The 18,099-nt window shown below is 41.9% G+C and carries 9 protein-coding genes; all 9 read left to right on the top strand.

Annotation, left to right across the window (positions count from 1 at the left end):
- The coding region (locus PR795_RS06010; RefSeq protein WP_272516721.1) for a helix-turn-helix transcriptional regulator at nt 1–205 on the top strand (205 nt) is incomplete at its 5' end.
- 273 nt (nt 206–478) lie between these two features.
- Nucleotides 479–808 carry a DUF7828 domain-containing protein gene (locus tag PR795_RS18090; protein WP_442959997.1) on the top strand — a complete coding sequence of 110 codons (330 nt, stop codon included), beginning with the start codon at nt 479–481 and terminating at the stop codon, nt 806–808.
- 684 nt (nt 809–1,492) lie between these two features.
- The gene (gene mads2 / locus PR795_RS06005) at nt 1,493–3,547 is read left to right on the top strand and encodes a methylation-associated defense system DNA methyltransferase MAD2 (protein ID WP_272516720.1); all 2,055 of its coding nucleotides are present in this window, start codon (nt 1,493–1,495) and stop codon (nt 3,545–3,547) included.
- Nucleotides 3,544–4,839 (top strand): methylation-associated defense system AAA family ATPase MAD3, encoded by a 1,296-nt coding sequence (gene mads3 / locus PR795_RS06000; protein WP_272516719.1) that lies wholly within the window; start codon nt 3,544–3,546, stop codon nt 4,837–4,839. Before mads2 ends, mads3 begins: the two co-directional genes overlap by 4 nt.
- Nucleotides 4,840–4,841: 2 nt before the next feature.
- Nucleotides 4,842–5,504 (top strand): methylation-associated defense system protein MAD4, encoded by a 663-nt coding sequence (gene mads4, locus PR795_RS05995; protein WP_272516718.1) that lies wholly within the window; start codon nt 4,842–4,844, stop codon nt 5,502–5,504.
- The gene (gene mads5 / locus PR795_RS05990; protein ID WP_272516717.1) at nt 5,501–6,868 is read left to right on the top strand and encodes a methylation-associated defense system restriction endonuclease subunit S MAD5; all 1,368 of its coding nucleotides are present in this window, start codon (nt 5,501–5,503) and stop codon (nt 6,866–6,868) included. Before mads4 ends, mads5 begins: the two co-directional genes overlap by 4 nt.
- A gap of 14 nt (nt 6,869–6,882) precedes the next feature.
- The gene (gene mads6 / locus PR795_RS05985; protein ID WP_272516716.1) at nt 6,883–11,010 is read left to right on the top strand and encodes a methylation-associated defense system protein kinase MAD6; all 4,128 of its coding nucleotides are present in this window, start codon (nt 6,883–6,885) and stop codon (nt 11,008–11,010) included.
- A complete protein-coding gene (mads7, locus tag PR795_RS05980; protein WP_272516715.1) occupies nt 11,007–12,653 on the top strand; it encodes a methylation-associated defense system protein MAD7 in 1,647 nt (548 codons plus the stop codon). Before mads6 ends, mads7 begins: the two co-directional genes overlap by 4 nt.
- Nucleotides 12,650–18,076 (top strand): methylation-associated defense system ATP-binding protein MAD8, encoded by a 5,427-nt coding sequence (gene mads8, locus PR795_RS05975; RefSeq protein WP_272516714.1) that lies wholly within the window; start codon nt 12,650–12,652, stop codon nt 18,074–18,076. The genes mads7 and mads8 overlap by 4 nt, the downstream gene beginning before the upstream one ends.
- The last annotated feature ends 23 nt before the right edge of the window (nt 18,077–18,099 follow it).

Here is an 18,099-nt window from a genome sequence, read left to right as displayed (position 1 = left end):
AGATGATCAATTCGTTGATATGAAATTTATAACCCGTTTAACCGGACTAACAGATAAATGGTTTTATAAATTGATCCAAGATGGGGAGTTTCCTAAACCAATAAAGCTAGGGCGTAGCTCTCGCTGGTTAAAGAGCGAGATTGAACAGTGGTTACAAGCACGCATTGCAGAGTCAAGAAGGGCTAACTCAACCCTTAAATCTTGAGATACTTGCGCGAGTAGCAGCTCCTTTTCCACAGTATACCCTCCATTGCCCCACCAGCTAGCTCTAAATCACTCTTGATGCGACTGAACGCGTTCTAGGCAAAATTGTGCCCTAAACATACGAACCTTACTCGATATGCACACAGGCACTGCTCGGTGGTCTTCTGAGTTTCAAGGTGGGTTACCGAGTTGGCTCTAAATTTTGGATATTCAAAATGTTTAGTTTGAATTTTACAGAAGGATTACACCCATACTTAAATTATATGAAGTCAAAATGACTCTGACACAGAATAATTGCTTCGTGGGAGCCACTCAGGAACCGAGTTATTCACGAGAGAATTGTTACTATTCTCATTGCTGTGAGCCTGTCACATTGCATAAGACACCTACGGAGTCATGGTTTGCCCATTCAGAGTCTCAAACTGCAGAACATTCTCCAGTGGTCATCAGCGAGCTCAAGAGCTTACGAAACAAGGAACGGCTGAATACACACGTTCAGTCAGTTTCACCAATTTTAAAGGTCATGGATTGGTCTTGTGTGCAGTGTCGTGACTACTTTACAAGCAATCAAAAATGTTGCCCGAACTGGCATGAGGGGATTTAGTATATTCCTGTAGGGGAACATCATCAAAGAACATAACGTTAAGGCAAAAAATCATTTATAGAATGAGTATACTTCTTAATGTATGTAATCATGATAACGATTTCAACCACACTTTAGCTGATAATTCAATACACATCATTGTTCTTTCGCCCATGTTTTCATGTTGTTTTAAAAAACCATTCCAAATATGACCAGTAAATTATCTACCTTAGACGCCCTTTTTAGAGTCAAGTCATCATTCTGCTGTTTATTTACTAGCCGATAACTAGTCTATAAAACAGGTAGACTATAACAGTAAGATATAACTATTATTTATGTGTTTTGACACACGTAATATCAGTTAACCGTGTTAGTTGATTTTAATATAAACGAATTTCAGTTGGAGTGATTTTAAAGTACATAGCAGTTTTTATATATTCCGCCTTTCAATGATGCTTTGTAATTCCTTTTTTAATAGACGAACTTCATGACTTTCATTGAACACAATTTGATATTGTGATGAATTTGAGCCATATCGTTTAATCCGTTCATAAAAGCTATGCATTGTTGCACCCTGTAGATTAAAATATTAGAGTATTTATTAATATAAGACATGAAAAAACATTGATATATTTTAGTTATCTATCAAATCCAATATCTCTTACAAAAATCGCCAGAAGAAACCGAATTTAATGAGAACAAGTAATGACAACAACCAACGATAAAAAGCCATCGGAAGTACTCGCCATCGAAGATGGTATGATGCTGGATTACTTAACTAATAATCCAATAAAAGAAACGCCTAAAGAATTGGTTCGTCAAAAAACCTTACGCGCCTTGTTCCATGAATACGGCATCAGTGCTGAAGATATGGAGCTTGATGTAAAAGTTAAAATTAATGGTAAACAGAATAAAATTGATATCGCCATTTTCGAGCACGGTGCTGATCATATTCCTGAGAATATCCGCCGTGTTGTTATCTGTGATAAAGAGCCGAAAAAAGGTAAAAAGTCTGCAGTAAAAATGCGCGATCACGACCAAGCACATAAAGATCTTCAGTTAATGGAAGATATGATGCGTGAACAGGTTGGTGATAAGTACTTGTTAGAAAAGTGCCAGTGGGGCCTTTGGACTAATGGCATTGAGTTTTTCTTCGTAGAAAAAGAAGAATCGCGTTTCGATACCAAGTTCAACGCAGTTGGTGATTGGCCGTTAGCAGATGAGACTTTGGGGAGTCGAGACGTTGCATCAAATGCGCAACTAAGAACCGCTGACCGCGAGATGCTGCTCACTGCATTTCGTCGTTGTCATAACTTTATTCATGGTAACGAAGGTATGCCAAAAGATGCAGCATTCTGGCAGTTCTTATACCTTATCTTCTCTAAAATGTACGATGAGCGCATCGGCAATCGAGATCGAGAGTTTTGGGCATCGCCAACGGAGCAGTTTGACGACGAAGGTCGTAAGAGAATCAGAGCACGCATTAACCCGCTATTTGAAAAGGTAAAAAAGGCTTACCCAGAGATTTTTACTGGCAACGAAGATATCACTTTGTCAGATCGAGCTTTAGCATTCATGGTATCTGAACTTGCTAAGTACGATTTTACCCGTACTGAGATGGATGCCAAAGGCGCAGCCTATCAAGAAGTGGTCGGCGATAACCTACGTGGTGATCGTGGTCAATACTTTACACCTCGTGGAGCAATCAAGCTCATTGTCGAAATGATGGCACCACAACCACATGAAAAAGTGCTGGACCCATCATGCGGAACTGGTGGTTTCTTAGAACAAACCTTAAGCTTTATTAACAAGCAATTAAGAGAAAAAGAAGCCATCAGTCTAGCCGCAGAAACCACCGAAGAATTCATTTCTATTCAGCAACAAATTAAAGAGTTTGCCGAAAACAATCTGTTTGGTTGTGACTTTGACCCCTTCCTGTGCCGTGCATCGCAAATGAACGTGGTGATGGCAAGCAATGCCATGGCTAACATCTATCACATGAACTCATTGGAATACCCTCACGGACATTTAAAAGGCGTAGACCCTGCCAAGAAAACGATTCCTGTCGGTGATTCCAGCGGTAAAGACGGTAGTGTTGATGTGATCTTGACGAACCCACCGTTTGGTTCCGACATCCCAGTTACCGACAAGCAGATTCTAGAGCAATACGACCTTGCCTATGTTTGGGAGCGCACTGAAAACGGCGGCTTTAGAAAAACAGAACGCCGTAAAGATGCTGTTTCGCCCGAAATATTGTTTATTGAACGTTGCGTGCAATGGCTTAAGCAAGGAGGTCGTATGGGTATCGTGTTGCCTGACGGCATTCTAGGTAACCCAGGTGACGAGTATATTCGCTGGTGGTTAATGCAAGAGTGCTGGGTGTTTGGCTGTGTCGACTTACCTGTAGAGTCATTTATCGTTGAAGCTAACGTAAACATCTTAACTAGCCTGCTGTTCTTGAAAAAGAAAACCAATACTGAAAAAGATGCTATTGCCATCGGTGGAGAGCCCGAATACCCGGTATTTATGGCAGTGGCCGAAAAGGTAGGCTTCGATCGTCGTGGTAATACACTGTATGAGCGTCACCCAGACGGTGAAGAAAAAGTTATTGAAGAAGAAGTTGAAGAGCGTATTCGCATTAATGGCCAAAATGTGGTGCGTAAGCTAAAGCGTCGCAGCAAAATTTTAGATGACGACCTGCCAAAAATTGCTAAAGCCTGGAAAGAGTTTCGCGCTAACAATCCGGAGCCATCTGTATGATCTCAAGAATAGAAGCCTACAAATACCGCTGCTTTAATACGTTGGATCTAGCCTTAGAGCAGCAACATGTATTTGCAGGCTCTAATGGTTCAGGTAAAACAACGTTACTTGATATCCCAGCTTTGTTTGGTGATTTACTGAATGTGTCGGATATAAACGATGCGTTCTTTAAACCCACCAATGGCAGAGAACGTGCTCGTGCAGAAGCAGCCAAAGAAGTCGTTCATCAGCTTCGAGGCGAGTACTTTATCTTGGCACTGGAGGTGAGCTTGCCTCCTTCAGTTATTGAGGAACTGTTAAGAGGCGCTAGCGATGCCTGGCAGAGTAGGTTTCAGAAAATAGAATTAAGACCCGATACTGCGCGATACGAAATATCGTTCAGAATCAACCAGGATAAATTTCAAGTTACAGAAGAGCACTTAACGCTTTTTCCTAATAATGAGTTGCGCCCAGAGCATGGCATGGGTCTTATTGGCGTAGATGATTTCAGGCGCAGTGCGCCTTGGTTTAAGGTGTTATCGCGCAGTTTAGGTACCAAGGTTAAATACCAGGCAGAGTATCAAGCTGGAAAATCATCCATCCTTGAATTTGGCCTACGAGATGACCAATTGGCTTTAGCCGCTCTACCTGCTGACCATGATTTATACCCCGCAGCGCTATGGCTACAAGAGTTTCTTATACAAGGCTCACACTGCTACGAGCCACAATGGCCTGCAATGCGATTGGCGGCTTCGCCAAGAGATAAGCACGCCTTTAAAGCGGACGGAAGTAGTTTGCCTTGGCAGGTACATGCCTTGCAGAATCGCGATCCCGAAGGCTTAAATGAATGGCTAGAGTTGGTGCAAATGGCACTACCTTCTATTGCCAAAATTGAATCCAAGCAGCGTATCGATGATAGCTTTTGTTACCTAGAAGTAACCTATAGCAACGGTATGGTGGTGCCTTCGAGCGGCTTGTCGCACGGTACTCTGCATATCTTAGCGTTGACCATTATTCCGTATTTGCAAAATGCACCTAAGATCATCACCTTGGAAGAGCCGGAAAACGGTATTCACCCTAAGGCAATCGATGCGGTGTTAGAAGCGTTAAAGCTCACCACTGATACGCAACTGTGGCTGTCAACTCACTCCCCCGTTGTGCTCGCCAATACCGAAGTAGAGCAAATCATCACCATGCGCTTCAACCAAGACGGCTCAACAGAAGTATTAAAAGGCCATGAACACCCCCGCTTAAAAACATGGAAGGGCGAAGTGGATTTAGGGACTCTATTTGCGGCCGGAGTATTGGAGTAATCATGAGAGATATTGTTTTTTTAGTAGCCGACGGTGAAATGCAAGCCACCGTAGAAGGCTTTTTCGAAAATCCAGCGTTTGATACACGACTGCAATGCGCCAGATTTGAATTCGACACCAAGCAAGATTTAATCAAACACCCAAGAAAAGATCCGGGAGTTTATCAAGATGGCCACAACCTGCTGAAAAGCTATGTTGATACCCATAACTATGCGGCTGTTATGGTCGATTTTGCGTTTAATGACAATTTACAAACAATGGATTATCAGCAGTTTTGTGAAACCATGAAAGCCAATATGCGTGCAGCAGGTTGGCCAGATGATCGCTTTTTTGTCATGGCAATTAACCCTGAGTTGGAAGTATTAATGTGGCAAGCAGATACCAGCCGCATCGAGCATATTTTTGATTACCCAAGAGATAGAGGTGCAGGCACCTTAAGAGCTTGGCTGCAAGCTAAAAACCTTTGGGACACGGATGCGCTTAAACCTGCCGATCCGAAAGCGGCAATTGATGCGGTAAGAGGCCAAAACTGGGGGCGGAAAAAGACCCACTCTCAGCTGTTTAAGCGCATTGCCAAAGAGGTGTCTTTTCGTGGCTGCTCAGATGAGTCGTTTAATAGCTTATTGCAACAGATTCAAGTTTGGTATCCGAGGGTTTACGCATGAAAGTAAGCAAACTAAAGAGTTCTTGGATTTATGAGCACAGTCATCGACTAGACTCAAGTCCGTATATGACTGGCGCCATTGAATCCAAAGATATGCTCAAATCATGTGGCTTAAATATGTCGTTAGTCAAAGACATAACGTCATCTATCTATAAAGGCAAAATGTTAAAAAGAACTTTTGTTCATGATAAGAATTTTGGCACTAAGTTTTTAACAACAACAGGAATGCAAAGGTTAGATAGTAAGTATGTACCATTATTGGCAAACTCATTAGCTAGAATGGATAAAGGCTGCTTTGTAAAACCAGGAATGACTCTAATTAGTGCCGCTGGCACTATTGGTAATTTAGCATACGTCAGAAAAGATATGGAAGGTGATTTTGCATGTGGTGATATATTAAAAATCACCGCCAAAGATATTCCTTCTGGTTATTTATACGCATTTTTCAAATCGAGATTTGGTATACCGCTTGTTATACAGGGCACTTACGGGTCAATTGTTCAACATTTAGATGGAAAGCAACTTGAGAACATTTCAATCCCGAGGTTGAATGAAAAAATTGAAATAGAAATACATGAGCATATAGAGAATGCAGCCAATTCACGTGCTGAGGCCAATGATTTAATTTCAAAGGCTATAAACATTTATGAAGCAGAAGTTGGAACTGTTAATGGTGAAAAGGTTACCAGTTTTTCAACTGGAGTTGTTAGCTCTAAAGCGTTAGTAAGGCTAGATGCCCAATATTACTCTGAGCCGGCTATAAATGCCGAGATCAAACATCAACAATTTGATAGTCGTAAGCTTTCTGACGTAAGTGACGTGTTTACTCCTGGGATTTTTAAAAGACCGTATGTTGATGAGGCTAAATATGGATATCCATATTATTCTGGAACTGAAGTGTTTTTAACAACTCCTACGCCTAGAGGTTACCTAAATAAAAAAGCTCCTAATATTCAGAACTATGTTGTGCAAAAAGATTGGTTGCTTATTCAAGATGCTGGCCAATTAGGTGGATTGATTGGTCAAGTTATGAGGGTTTCAGATGTCTTAGATAAAAGTGTGGTTTCAAACCACTTAATGAGAATTAAACCTGACTCTAAAGAAATTGGAGCATACCTTTTTGCTGCACTGTCAAGCGAGACTGGCTATACATCTATAGTTAGAAATGCTTTTGGTTCCTCTATACCTCAATTAGATCCAAAACATATTGCAAAAATATCAATACCTTGGTTACCAGCAGATGAGTTTAATAAAATAGTTGATTTGGTAAGTGCCGCATGGGATTTGCAGGATTTTGCAAGACATTCAGAAGAGATTGCTGTAAATAAAATAGAATCGACAATTTTTAAATACGCTAGTAATTGAGTAATGGAGTAGTTATGGCACAGGTATTTGCAATTGGTGATGTGGTTAACGATGAAGAGCGTAAAGCCATCGCTTGGCTAAAAGAAAAGTTACCCGACAATTACTTTATTATTCATAGCTTTGAAGTTGAACAGTATGATCAGCTGTTTGAAGTAGATATCTGTGTTGTTGCGCCCCATGCGATTTACTTAGTGGATGCCAAGGGCATCCACGGCCAAGTGGAGGTAGATGGCACCATGTGGCACACCGCCCACAACAGCTATCGCTCACCATTGCCAAAATTACGCGGCAATGCGAAGTCGTTATCGGGTCTCATTTGTAAGCAAAATCGCACAAATAGAGATTTGAAAAACATCTATGTGGATACTGCGGTGGTACTCACCATAGATGGTTGCGAGTTCAAGGACCCAGAAGATCGCGAGCGTGGCCATGTAGTGGCACTCAAAAACAGCACCCGTTTCTTTACCGACAGTGTCCGTATTCCAGAGCGCTTTGAGCGCAATGTGACTAAGTACATTCAGATTATCGAAGAGGCCTTGGGTAAATCAGCCAAAAAGCGCAGCCATGGTGAGCGCTTTAGTAACTGGGAAGTGGCTGAAACCTTGGCTGATAATCAATACTTTACGGAATACAGAGTATTTAACATTACCGCTGGCCGCAAAGGCGGCACCGTGCTGGCTAAAGCCTATAAAGCCGACCCTTACCTGGCTGATGAAGAACGCAGCAAGCAAAAACGCCTGATTGAAAACGCTTATCGTGCGATTGCAAAAATGCCCTCACATTCTGCCATTATTGGTGTGAAAGACTTCTTTGTTACCGAAGCGCAAGATAAATACTTACTATTAACCGACGATATTCCTGGCGAAATCCTTAGCAAAAAGCTTAAAGACACAAGCTCACTGCTCACATTGGATCAGAAAAAGCGCATCGTTAATGACCTGTTGCTGGCGTTAGCGCACTTATGCCGCAATGGCGTGGTTCATCGCAACATTACCCCTGAGCATATCTTAATGGGGGCCGATGGTCAGCCAAGGCTGATTGATTTTGACTACGCTCGCATAGGGGCTGAAAACACCACCACGATTGCCGACGAAGTACAGCAGCGGATCTCAAACCGTTATAAAGCCCCAGAACTTTGGGCTGATAGCCATGCAGCGAGCTGCGCGTCGGATATTTACAGTTTAGGTCTGGTTATTTTTGAGCTGTTTAGTGGTGATGCGGCCTTTGATTCGGTCACCCAAGCTATCGAGAAATCGTGTCTTTTCAGTACAAAGTTAAGTGAGCGATATAAACAGCTACCAGCAGAGTTTGATGATTGGCTTCAAACCTTATGTCACAAAGAGGCACAGCAACGGCCAATCCCTGAAGATGCGCTGGCGCAATTTAATGCACTCTGGCAACTCAAAGCAGCAGTAGAAACTACTGAGCCTAATAAACCCGAACAACTTAAAACGCAGAATACCCATGAGCCTTCAGTCAATTACAAGCGTTTACCGAGTGGCTACCAGCTAACTAATAAATACGTCGTGCAGCAACCGCTGGGTAAACCTGGCGGTTTTGGTATCGTGTATAAGGTAACGGATACTTTTGGTGATATTTCGCGTGCGGTGAAGCTGATTTTGAATGATAGAGAATCGGTATTAGAACGTTTAAAGCAGGAATACCGCACCTTGGTAAAACTGCCAGAGCACCCCTATGTGGTAAAGGTATACGATGCAGACGTTCTACCTAACCAAGGCCCTCCTTATATTGTTTTTGAGTACCTTGAAGGGCTAGATGTCAGTGAGCTGATCCAGCAGCGCTCATTAACTGCACACGAAGTGTGGACCATGGCCAAGCAAGTAGCGGAAGGTTTACAGCATTTACACGAGCACAATATTTTCCACTGTGACATCAAGCCACAAAACCTGATTTGGAAAGACGGCAAAGTTCGTATCATCGATTTTAACGTATCGGTAGATGCTGAAGAGCTAACTTTAGGGGGCGGTTCAAGAAAGTATCTACCACCAGATTTAAGCATTACCAAAACACCGCAATCCTCTGATTTAGTTGACAGGGACTTATATGCCTTGGGCATTACCCTGTATCGTGCCATGACCGGTGAATACCCATGGGCCAACGTGCAGTGCCCGCCTATGGACGAGTTAGCACGTCATCCTAGTGAGTTTACCCAGAGCTTTAATTTAACCGATGATGTTTCGGCAGTACTGCTAAAACTGATCGCTCCTAAACAAGTTGACCGCTTTGAATCTGCCGAACAATTGCTGAAAGCACTGAATAAAGTCCAGCAGTTGAAAAAGGCACAAACTTTATCGGAAGAAAGTACTTCGCAGTTTCATTTGCCGCCACTTGCCGACGGCTCTAACCCAAGTAAATCTGCATTTCATGATTTTATGCTGACGCTGTATAGCCAAAGTCGTCATTCAAATGCGGGCACCCGTGGCTTAGATGATTACGCAAAGTTAATTTACGTCGAAACCGCCTTGGATACTGAGCTTGCACCAGCAATTCTGGCTGGGCAACTGCGCTTAGTGCTAATTACCGGTAATGCCGGTGATGGTAAAACCGCTTTTTTGCAGCAGTTGGAATCTCTGGTTGAGGCACAAGGCACGAGTGTTCACTTAAATGCACAAGGGAATGGCAGTTGGTTTGAGATAAATGGTCACAAATACCTAACTAACTACGATGGTAGTCAAGACGAAGGTAGCAAAGATAATGATACGGTACTCGAAGAGTTCTTTAGTGTCTATCAAGGTAACGATTCAAATACATGGCCACACCACGAGACCCGTTTAATTGCCATTAACGAAGGTCGGCTAGTCGACTTTTTAAGCCAACACTCGAAAGGCTTTTCCGCTCTAAAGGGCGTAGTTGAACAAAGTTTAAAAGATGGCTCGGTACAAAATGACGTAGCGGTAATAAACCTGAATATGCGCAATGTGCTGGCTTCAACGCAAAGTCAACCTGAGTCTATTTTTGAGCGAATCATCGGAAAAATGACCTCGGCCAAGGTTTGGCAAGGCTGTGATTATTGTGGGCTAAAAGACAAATGCTACGTTAAGCACAATATTGCTACCTTTCAAGACGAGCAAACTGGCCCTAAAGTCATCGAGCGTTTGAAGTATATTTACAAACTGACCAGTTTACGCAATCAGCTACATATCACGATGCGTGATTTGCGCTCAGCACTGAGCTATACGCTAGTCGGTGAATACTCCTGTAACGAAATTAAAGAAATCTATGCCAATGGCGAAGTCGACAAAATTCTTCATGGTTATTACTTTAACGCTTGGTGCGGTAACGACAGTACGCAAGATAGATTGCTAAAGCTGCTAAGAGAAACCGATATTGCTCAAGGTTCTGACGTGCGCTTAGATCGCGGACTGGACTTTTTAGGCTTAGATGCTGTTGATTGGTTGCAGTTTGAGCAGCGTAGTGAACATGAAACCCAACTTCTGGCCAATGCTCACCAGAGCTTACCTAATGGTACAGCACTAAGTGAGAGTAAGGAACGCTATCTATCTCATCGTAATGTGGTTGGGATGCTACGAAGAAAGGCCTACTTTGAGCGCCGCGGAGAAAATTGGCAAACATTATTGCCTTACCGTTCAGCAAAGTTATTAGTACGTTACCTCGAAGACAGTGCGTTACTAAATGAAGCGAAAACGCTTGCCATTAATGCAATTAACCGTGGCGAAGGTTTGTATAACCCGATGTATTTTAACGGCCAATTGGCGATGCAAGTACGTAAGGTACATTTAGGCACGATTAGAAGTTATCGCTTATTCCCATCTGATGTTTTTTCCATTGAAGTAAAAGACTCAGCGATGAATTCATCATTTGTGGAGCATAGCCCGCAGTCACTTTTGCTTAAATATCAAGATGCAACTGGTCTTACTGCAGAGTTGGAATTGAATTTGGATTTGTTTGAAATGCTGCATCGTCTTAATCAAGGTTATGTGCCTTCGGCACAAGCGGAGCAAAGTTTTTATTTAAGTTTAACAGTTTTCAAAAACGTACTTGCTTCAGCACCTTACCAAGAGGTTTTGCTAACAACCAACGGTCTACAGTATGAAAAAATTACCCGCGATAAAGGTGGTGTCTTGCAGTTAGAACGATTAGTAGCGGAGGTTAAATCATGAAGTTAAGTAAAAAAGACAAGGCCTTTCGTACCAATAAGGTGAGCTATCTCGATTACAAAATAGTTGAAATGGATAGGGTTTTAACTCATCTTTTCGCTCGACTAAAGCACAATGGGGCTTCAAGTAGACTGAGTGCCAAGGGAATGACGGTTGAGATGTTTAAAGACGAGTTTCTGGACTCACGGAATAGCAAACATTTTAAGAACTTCACTCAAGCCCCAATCACTATTGAAAAGTGGATTGAAACCCATTTAGTTGACCTCATTAATCGGGGGAAGGCTAACGAAGCGGTTGCCGCACCAAGACCTCTGCATGGAAATACTTATTTGTTTCGGAACCCTAAAAACTGTAGGGATTATGGCGCTTCTAAGCAAGTGTATGAGTTGCTGTACCACGCCAACAATGGTCAGACAGCGATTAATCGACTGAAGCAGTTTTTCTTTGCGGGCGTAGACTCTACGACGGGGCGATATGATAGCTCATCACAAGTGGATGTTGAAACACAGGCAATATTAAGACTATCTGACCAAGTAAATTCGGATGCACCTGATCATGCTGATTTACAAGAGCGTTTTGCTCCGCTTAATCAACAGTCTGCGGATATTTTGGCTGAAGATATCATTAAGTTAATGACATATCGCCAGTATATTCCTCGCTCAGTGATGGTTGAGTACATAAAGATATTATTAGCCTTTCACTTGGCGCTATACCAATTAAAGCAGCTCAAGTTACTACCAGCTTTAGCTAAAAGTAAGGGCCGTAATATCCAAGAGAGCAATAAACAGAAGATTGCCATTTATGTGGATATGACAAATTGTGTTAATGGTTTGAGTGAATCGATGGCTGAACAAAGTGCGACGTTACATTACAAGCGCATTCCTGCTTTTATTAAAGCGTATTTTGGCGTTAAAAAAATCGATGAGTTTGCAGAATATTTATCAAAAAAAGGTAAATTATCGGGGTCAAAATCGATAAAACAAATGTCAGTGCCTGATTTGTTTACTCTGCTGGAATCACCGTTAGAGCAAGAGCGCGATCAGTTTTTTGGTCAGCGTAATGCTGGAATTTTAGATGCGTCAATGTCATCTGCTCATGAATTAGAAGAGATTCCGCCAGAGATTCATGCTATTACCCAACTGGGCCTGCCTGAGTATGAAACCTATATAGAAATTTTATTGTTTGTACAGGGTAATGCGATCCGTTCTGGCTTAGTCAAAAACCTAGATAGTTTTATGCTCAAAAATAAGCCTGGCGCCTTGTTAGAGCAACAAAGTGGTAGCAATGGTGGCCGTCGATTTAGCGTTGATGGACGTCTGTTAGAGGTGCTGTTACAGCTGGCGGTACTCACCAAAGGTGGTGATTTGGGTTTTCACACTAAGGAGTTAAGAGTTGATGAGCTGTTAACTTTCTTAAAAGAACGATATGGCGTTTTTATTGATTCGTTACCCGACACAGATGCTTTCTGTGAGTCATCAATTGATGTGAATAAAGCGCTCAGAGATAACTTATCTGGTTTTAAGCGCCGGTTACGAGAAATTGGTTTTTATCGAGATCTTTCTGATGCGTATGTAACACAAACAGTTACTCCAAGATATCAGATAAATAGTAAGCAAAATCAGAGTATGAAAGGGCATAGCGCATGATTAAGGGGATTCAAACGGTTATTAAGTCAGATATTGATGGCAGCTTAATCAGTGTCCTTGTACCTAAGTTTAAGATGTTACTAGAAACTCGCGGTGCGGGCCACTGCATGAAGGTATCTGATTTAGAAATTGAGCTTATGTATCAGCTTAGTGAAATCGTATCCAGTACGGTTGAGTATGCCCAAGTTGCCGTATTGGCAATGAAAGCGACGCGTAATTTTTCGGTTACCAGTACCAAGCTTGTTGAACTGCGAAACCCAGATGAACACGGCAAGCTTCGCCAGCCATTGCTGATTTTTGTACCAAATGAATTAAAAACGTCTTCTGAAGATTCTTTTGGTGCAGCAACCTTTGAGCAAATTGATATTTCAGATGCTTATTGGCTGGCGTTTAATCAACTAAAGGCTGAATCTCCCGATCCAATTAAGCGGTTGTTAGACGAAGTTTACTTCATTCTTCAAGAAAAGGCGGCGCTAAAACTCAGTGCTTATCAATGGTTGCGATACGCGCTAACAATTAAGGTTAATGGCTTTGATCCAAGTGTTGCTGGTGCTGCTCTTTACGAGCTGGGGCTGATTCCTGATCTTGAGTTGCATCAAGATCATTCTATGTTGGTACGCAAATTAGTTAAAAATCGCGAGTGTGTACAAATTATAAACCGCTCTGAGAAATCAGCGATTGCGACCGTTTATGACCTGCAGCTAGAAGGTGAAGATTTTAACAAGAGATTAGCCCTCTTTTTAAATAATCAGGAAAATTTACTCGACAGCAGTTGGCGTAAGCAATTAGTGGTGGATAGCAGCAACTGGGCACTCACTTTTGATAAATGGCGCTTTCAGTATGAGGAAGGTGCCACTGATGCAGTTTGTTTAATGGTGACTGAGGTTAGCTTACCGCTTATTTCTGATGATGAAACAGACCCAAACTTACAACAGCTGATTGGTCAACAAGTATTAACTACCGGCCAAGGTGGTTTGAAAAAGTTTTCTGTAACTTTTTCTGTATCACCAAAACCTAGTGAAGTTAATGGCTTAGCAAAATATAAAGCTCAGGTGTTTACTCAACAAGGTGATTTTGTTGGGTTAATTAAGGTAGGTAAAGCTACATCAAAATCCACAGTCACAATCACGTTTAACAAGTTGACTGGAATCGAATGGGAAGAAGGTTGGCATTACATTCGAATTCAAGCATTTGATGAAAACGATGAATTATTACCTTTAGTTGATGACAGACAGCGCCCAATACCGTGGGGTACGTCCAGTGCGGAGGAAGCTGGCTCACGAATTAATGAAAGTGATCTGTTTTATGTATTGCCAGCGGAAGATGCTGAGGTTGAGCCTATTGAGGGGCGAAAAGTCAGAGAGGCGTCATTAGCGCATGCGAAGATTAAAGCTGAATTTGCCAACGTCATCGAAACTGAGAAATTCAGCAAGGCTGAAGTAATGGAAACAACTTGGCAGGATAGTAAGAGTAAGGCTGAGTCGATCGTCAATGTGAAATTCAAGAAAGGAAGTGGTATTCAAATTCCCGTTAGCACTTACTTAAAAAACTTTGAGCAAAAAATTCTAGCTAATCCAATGGCTGCTTTGACTTGGCGTGTAGAAATTCGCAATCAAGAAGCAAGTGAGTCTGGTGCCGATGCTGTTGATTGGCCAATAAAAGATGTAGAAAGCCAATTTGAAAAATTTAAAGCGGCCCGTGAAACGTACTTTCAAATTATACATCAAGATGAGAAAGAGCTGATTTCTGTCGCTCATGATCATGTGTCTTCATCACATGAAGCCTACCTGTATTCCAGCAGCTATCTAGAATATCTAGCAGCGGTATTTCAGGAAACTGAAAATGGACATGACTATTCGGCTGAATTAGCAGCGTTACTTCGCTTGGATTCACTTTCAATCGTGATATGGAATTATGACGGCAGCTATAAAAAGGCCATGTTACTGGGGCCTACACATCCACTAAGGGCTTTATGGCTAGGTGGATGGGCTTCTCTTGCGGAAGCTTGGGCAAGACAGAGTGAGAAGGTTGGTAAGGAAATCGCGGTAGGGACTAAAAACAGTTTATTAGACGAACTCGCGTTAACCAATTTTCCTTACGTGCTGCCTGACTCTCAGGGTCAGTTGATGGTCGCACTTGATAGCATTCATCCATTTTGGAGTATTCTGTCGTCCGCGCAAGAAAAAGAGCCACAAGCACTCATTGATAAAATTAAAACTGCATTTGGTATTAAAAATGATTACCAGCAAGTTGGTAAGCAAAGTAGTGCCTTTCTCGCCACAAAAGTCGAAAGATATCTGATACAACATCCCTATGTGAACTGTTTATCGATCAATGTGTTTAACGCGGGGTCTGCAGGAGCCGTAGCGGGTATGTTGTTGGCTTTGAGAAAGAAACCGGAGCTAAAGCATATTAGTTTTGATATTCGCCTTTTCGTAGCTGACCCATATGCGACAGAAGTAGGTGCTGATTTATTTAAGCTAATAAATAGTGGCGAAGACAGTGAGAATGAAAACCAGCTATTTCATTCAGCTGAAAATTACTTGCAACCGAAATTAAGTATTTCGCTCAGAGCGAGCTCTGAGTTTGAACAGTCGCCTGATGAGTTTCAGTCTCATCTAAGCATGTTATTCGATGTATTCCCTGCACAAGAGTTATCGGTAGTAAAACCGCAGGCAGATGAACAAGTTGCACCTATATATGGTTTGTATCAGGATTATTGCATCGATTACTTCGATGAGAATGGGGTTGTTGCTTGGGATCGCCATACGAGACATGGTGCTGCAAAAATGCTTTTTGGCGGCCAGGTATCGGAAGCTATAGCAAAACTGCCTAAAATGATATCGGCAATAACCGCATCATTGGCGACGGGCGATTTTTCTTTAGAACAGGTTCCAGTAGTCAGGTTGGCTCTTGATAGCTCTGAAAGAGCTTTGTTAAATCAATTGCACGAAGTCAGTGACTGGGTATTCACTGTGGATAGAAATTTGGGCATTGAATTTTTTGATCATGGTGGTAAAGATGGTCGTCCAGACTATCTGATTGATCACAGCCCTGAAATGGCTTCTTCAAATACGCACAACTTTGTTATTACTTCACGGTCTACTACAGAAATAGAAGCCTTATTGAGAGGAACATTAGAACAGCATCAAATTGTTCCTAATGTAGATAAAGCGACGCGGGTTTTAGATTCGCTCAGAACGTTGTCAGGTAGATTAGCGCTAAAACTAGCCTCAAATAGCGCTTCAAAGTCGGAAGCCTTAGGGTTGGCCTTATCCAAACTTTATCTTGAGTACCAAGGAGTATTTAAGGACCAGATCATAGTTCCTTTAGATGCTCACCTTGAGCTTTATTCTGAACTACAAAAGGCTGATGGTGAATTAGGTTCAGACATTAGCTTTAAAAGAACCGATTTAGCATTGTTCGATTTGGATGCTTCATCACGCACAATTCGTTGTAATTTAGTCGAAGTTAAGTGTTATTCAGAAGTCGGTGATATGACGAAGTACGAAAGCTTAAAAAAGAGCATTGCTGAGCAAATCTCAGAATCTGAACGTGTTATTCAGCGTCATTTTGATTTAACGCGAACAACACCAGATAGACCTGATCGCTTGGTTAAAACACAAAAGCTCTGTGTACTTCTTGAACATTACCTTAAACGATCTGAGCGTTTTGGTTTATTGAGTTCTGAGATTGTCGAGGAAGCAAAATTTTTACTTCGAACTTTGGAGGAAGGGTACAAGCTTTCAATTACCCGAAGTGCTATTATTTTCGATTTTGGTCAGAATAGTTCCGGCGTTGAAAAAGAAGTCGGTATCGAGTTTCATCGTGTTGGACGAAACCATATTGACGAATTGCTCACCGCTAAAGTGCCTGAGGATAATGAACACAGTGAAGGGACGCTGGATTCACTTGAACTAACCCTGCCTAAGTTAACTTCAGCCGAGTTTTTACATAAAGAGCGAGATAGAACCGTATCTTGGACTGAATTAGTATCTCAAACTGCGATCACTTTACCTGAGCGGCCAGATACTTCAGAAGATGAAACGATTAAAGTACTGCCTTTTAATGATGATGAGCCATCTACTGTTTCACCATCGATTAGTCAGAGCGTTGAAGAAGCAAAACCTGTTGGTAATTCAGCTTCTGTAGTAGCTAATCCTACAGAGTCAGAGCCAGACGAAAATTTACACATTCCGAACATCACAACGGGCAATAAATTTGAGGTCGTTCCTCACGATATTGTTCTTGGTGTCAACGGAGATTCAGCTCAGTTCGGCCTATTGGGAGAGATCCATGGACGGAAAATAGCTTTAGATTTAAACCATACACACACTCTAAGTTTATTTGGTGTTCAAGGTGGTGGTAAAAGCTATACATTGGGCTCAGTTGTGGAAATGGCAACTAAATCAATTCCATCGATCAATACGCTACATAAAGAGCTGGCGAGTGTGATATTCCATTACAGTGCTACTCAGGACTATAAACCTGAGTTTACGTCGATGATAGCCCCAAATGACGATGTTACGCAGTTAGCTAAGCTTAAAGAAGTATATGGTGCGGAGCCAACTTCCTTAGATGATGTTGTGTTGTTAGCTCCTGAAGACAAGTTAAACGAACGTCGTGCTGAGTACCCTGGAATTGAGGTACATCCGTTGAAGTTTTGTTCTTCTGAATTGCAAGCTGGGCACTGGAAATTTTTGATGGGGGCTATCGGCAACCAAGCCGCATACATTCGCCAACTAGGCAATATTATGCGTAAAAATCGAAATAACCTCTCGATCCAAGCGATAAGAGACGGAATACAAAACTCTAGTCTTTCGGATTCTCTTAAAGACCTAGCAAATATGCGTTTGGATTTTGCTGAGCAGTACATTGATGATCAATTAAACGTAGGTTCACTGATTCGCCCTGGCAGAATGATCGTTGTTGACGTACGAGATGAGTTCATTGAAAAAGATGAAGCCTTAGGTTTATTTGTGGTACTTCTGCAAATATTTTCGGAAGCTAAATATCAGGGGCAATCATTTAACAAACTAATTGTTTTTGATGAGTGTCATAAGTACATTGATAGTCCTGACCTAATAAAAGGCCTAGTGGAAACCGTTCGTGAAATGCGCCATAAAGGAACTAGTGTTATGATCGCCAGCCAAGATCCCCCCTCTGTGCCGGTTGAACTGATTCAGCTTTCTTCTCAGATTATACTGCATAAGTTCAACGCACCAGATTGGCTAAAGCACATTCAGAAAGCATGTATCGGTTTAAAATCTCTAACACCTGAGAAACTTGGAGCATTGAAACCAGGGGAGGCATATATTTGGTCCAGCAAAGCCAGCGATAACTCATTCGTAAGTGATGCAATGAAAATTCAGTGCAGGCCTCGAGTGACTAAGCATGGTGGAGATACTCTAACTGCTGTGTAATATACTAAAAAACAATATAAGCG

Origin of the sequence: Providencia sp. PROV209, assembly GCF_028479485.1 — a bacterium.
GTDB lineage: Bacteria > Pseudomonadota > Gammaproteobacteria > Enterobacterales > Enterobacteriaceae > Providencia > Providencia alcalifaciens.
The sequence above is the reverse complement of the archived record's forward strand: the minus strand, read 5'-3'. Positions and strand labels throughout refer to the sequence as shown.

What these genes read in the sequence shown, in the direction of transcription:
- PR795_RS18090 (WP_442959997.1), top strand. Translation starts at nt 479, where the DNA reads ATGACTCTGACACAGAATAATTGCTTCGTGGGAGCCACTCAGGAACCG.
- mads7 (WP_272516715.1), top strand. Translation starts at nt 11,007, where the DNA reads ATGAAGTTAAGTAAAAAAGACAAGGCCTTTCGTACCAATAAGGTGAGC.
- mads5 (WP_272516717.1), top strand. Translation starts at nt 5,501, where the DNA reads ATGAAAGTAAGCAAACTAAAGAGTTCTTGGATTTATGAGCACAGTCAT.
- mads6 (WP_272516716.1), top strand. Translation starts at nt 6,883, where the DNA reads ATGGCACAGGTATTTGCAATTGGTGATGTGGTTAACGATGAAGAGCGT.
- mads3 (WP_272516719.1), top strand. Translation starts at nt 3,544, where the DNA reads ATGATCTCAAGAATAGAAGCCTACAAATACCGCTGCTTTAATACGTTG.
- mads2 (WP_272516720.1), top strand. Translation starts at nt 1,493, where the DNA reads ATGACAACAACCAACGATAAAAAGCCATCGGAAGTACTCGCCATCGAA.
- mads8 (WP_272516714.1), top strand. Translation starts at nt 12,650, where the DNA reads ATGATTAAGGGGATTCAAACGGTTATTAAGTCAGATATTGATGGCAGC.
- mads4 (WP_272516718.1), top strand. Translation starts at nt 4,842, where the DNA reads ATGAGAGATATTGTTTTTTTAGTAGCCGACGGTGAAATGCAAGCCACC.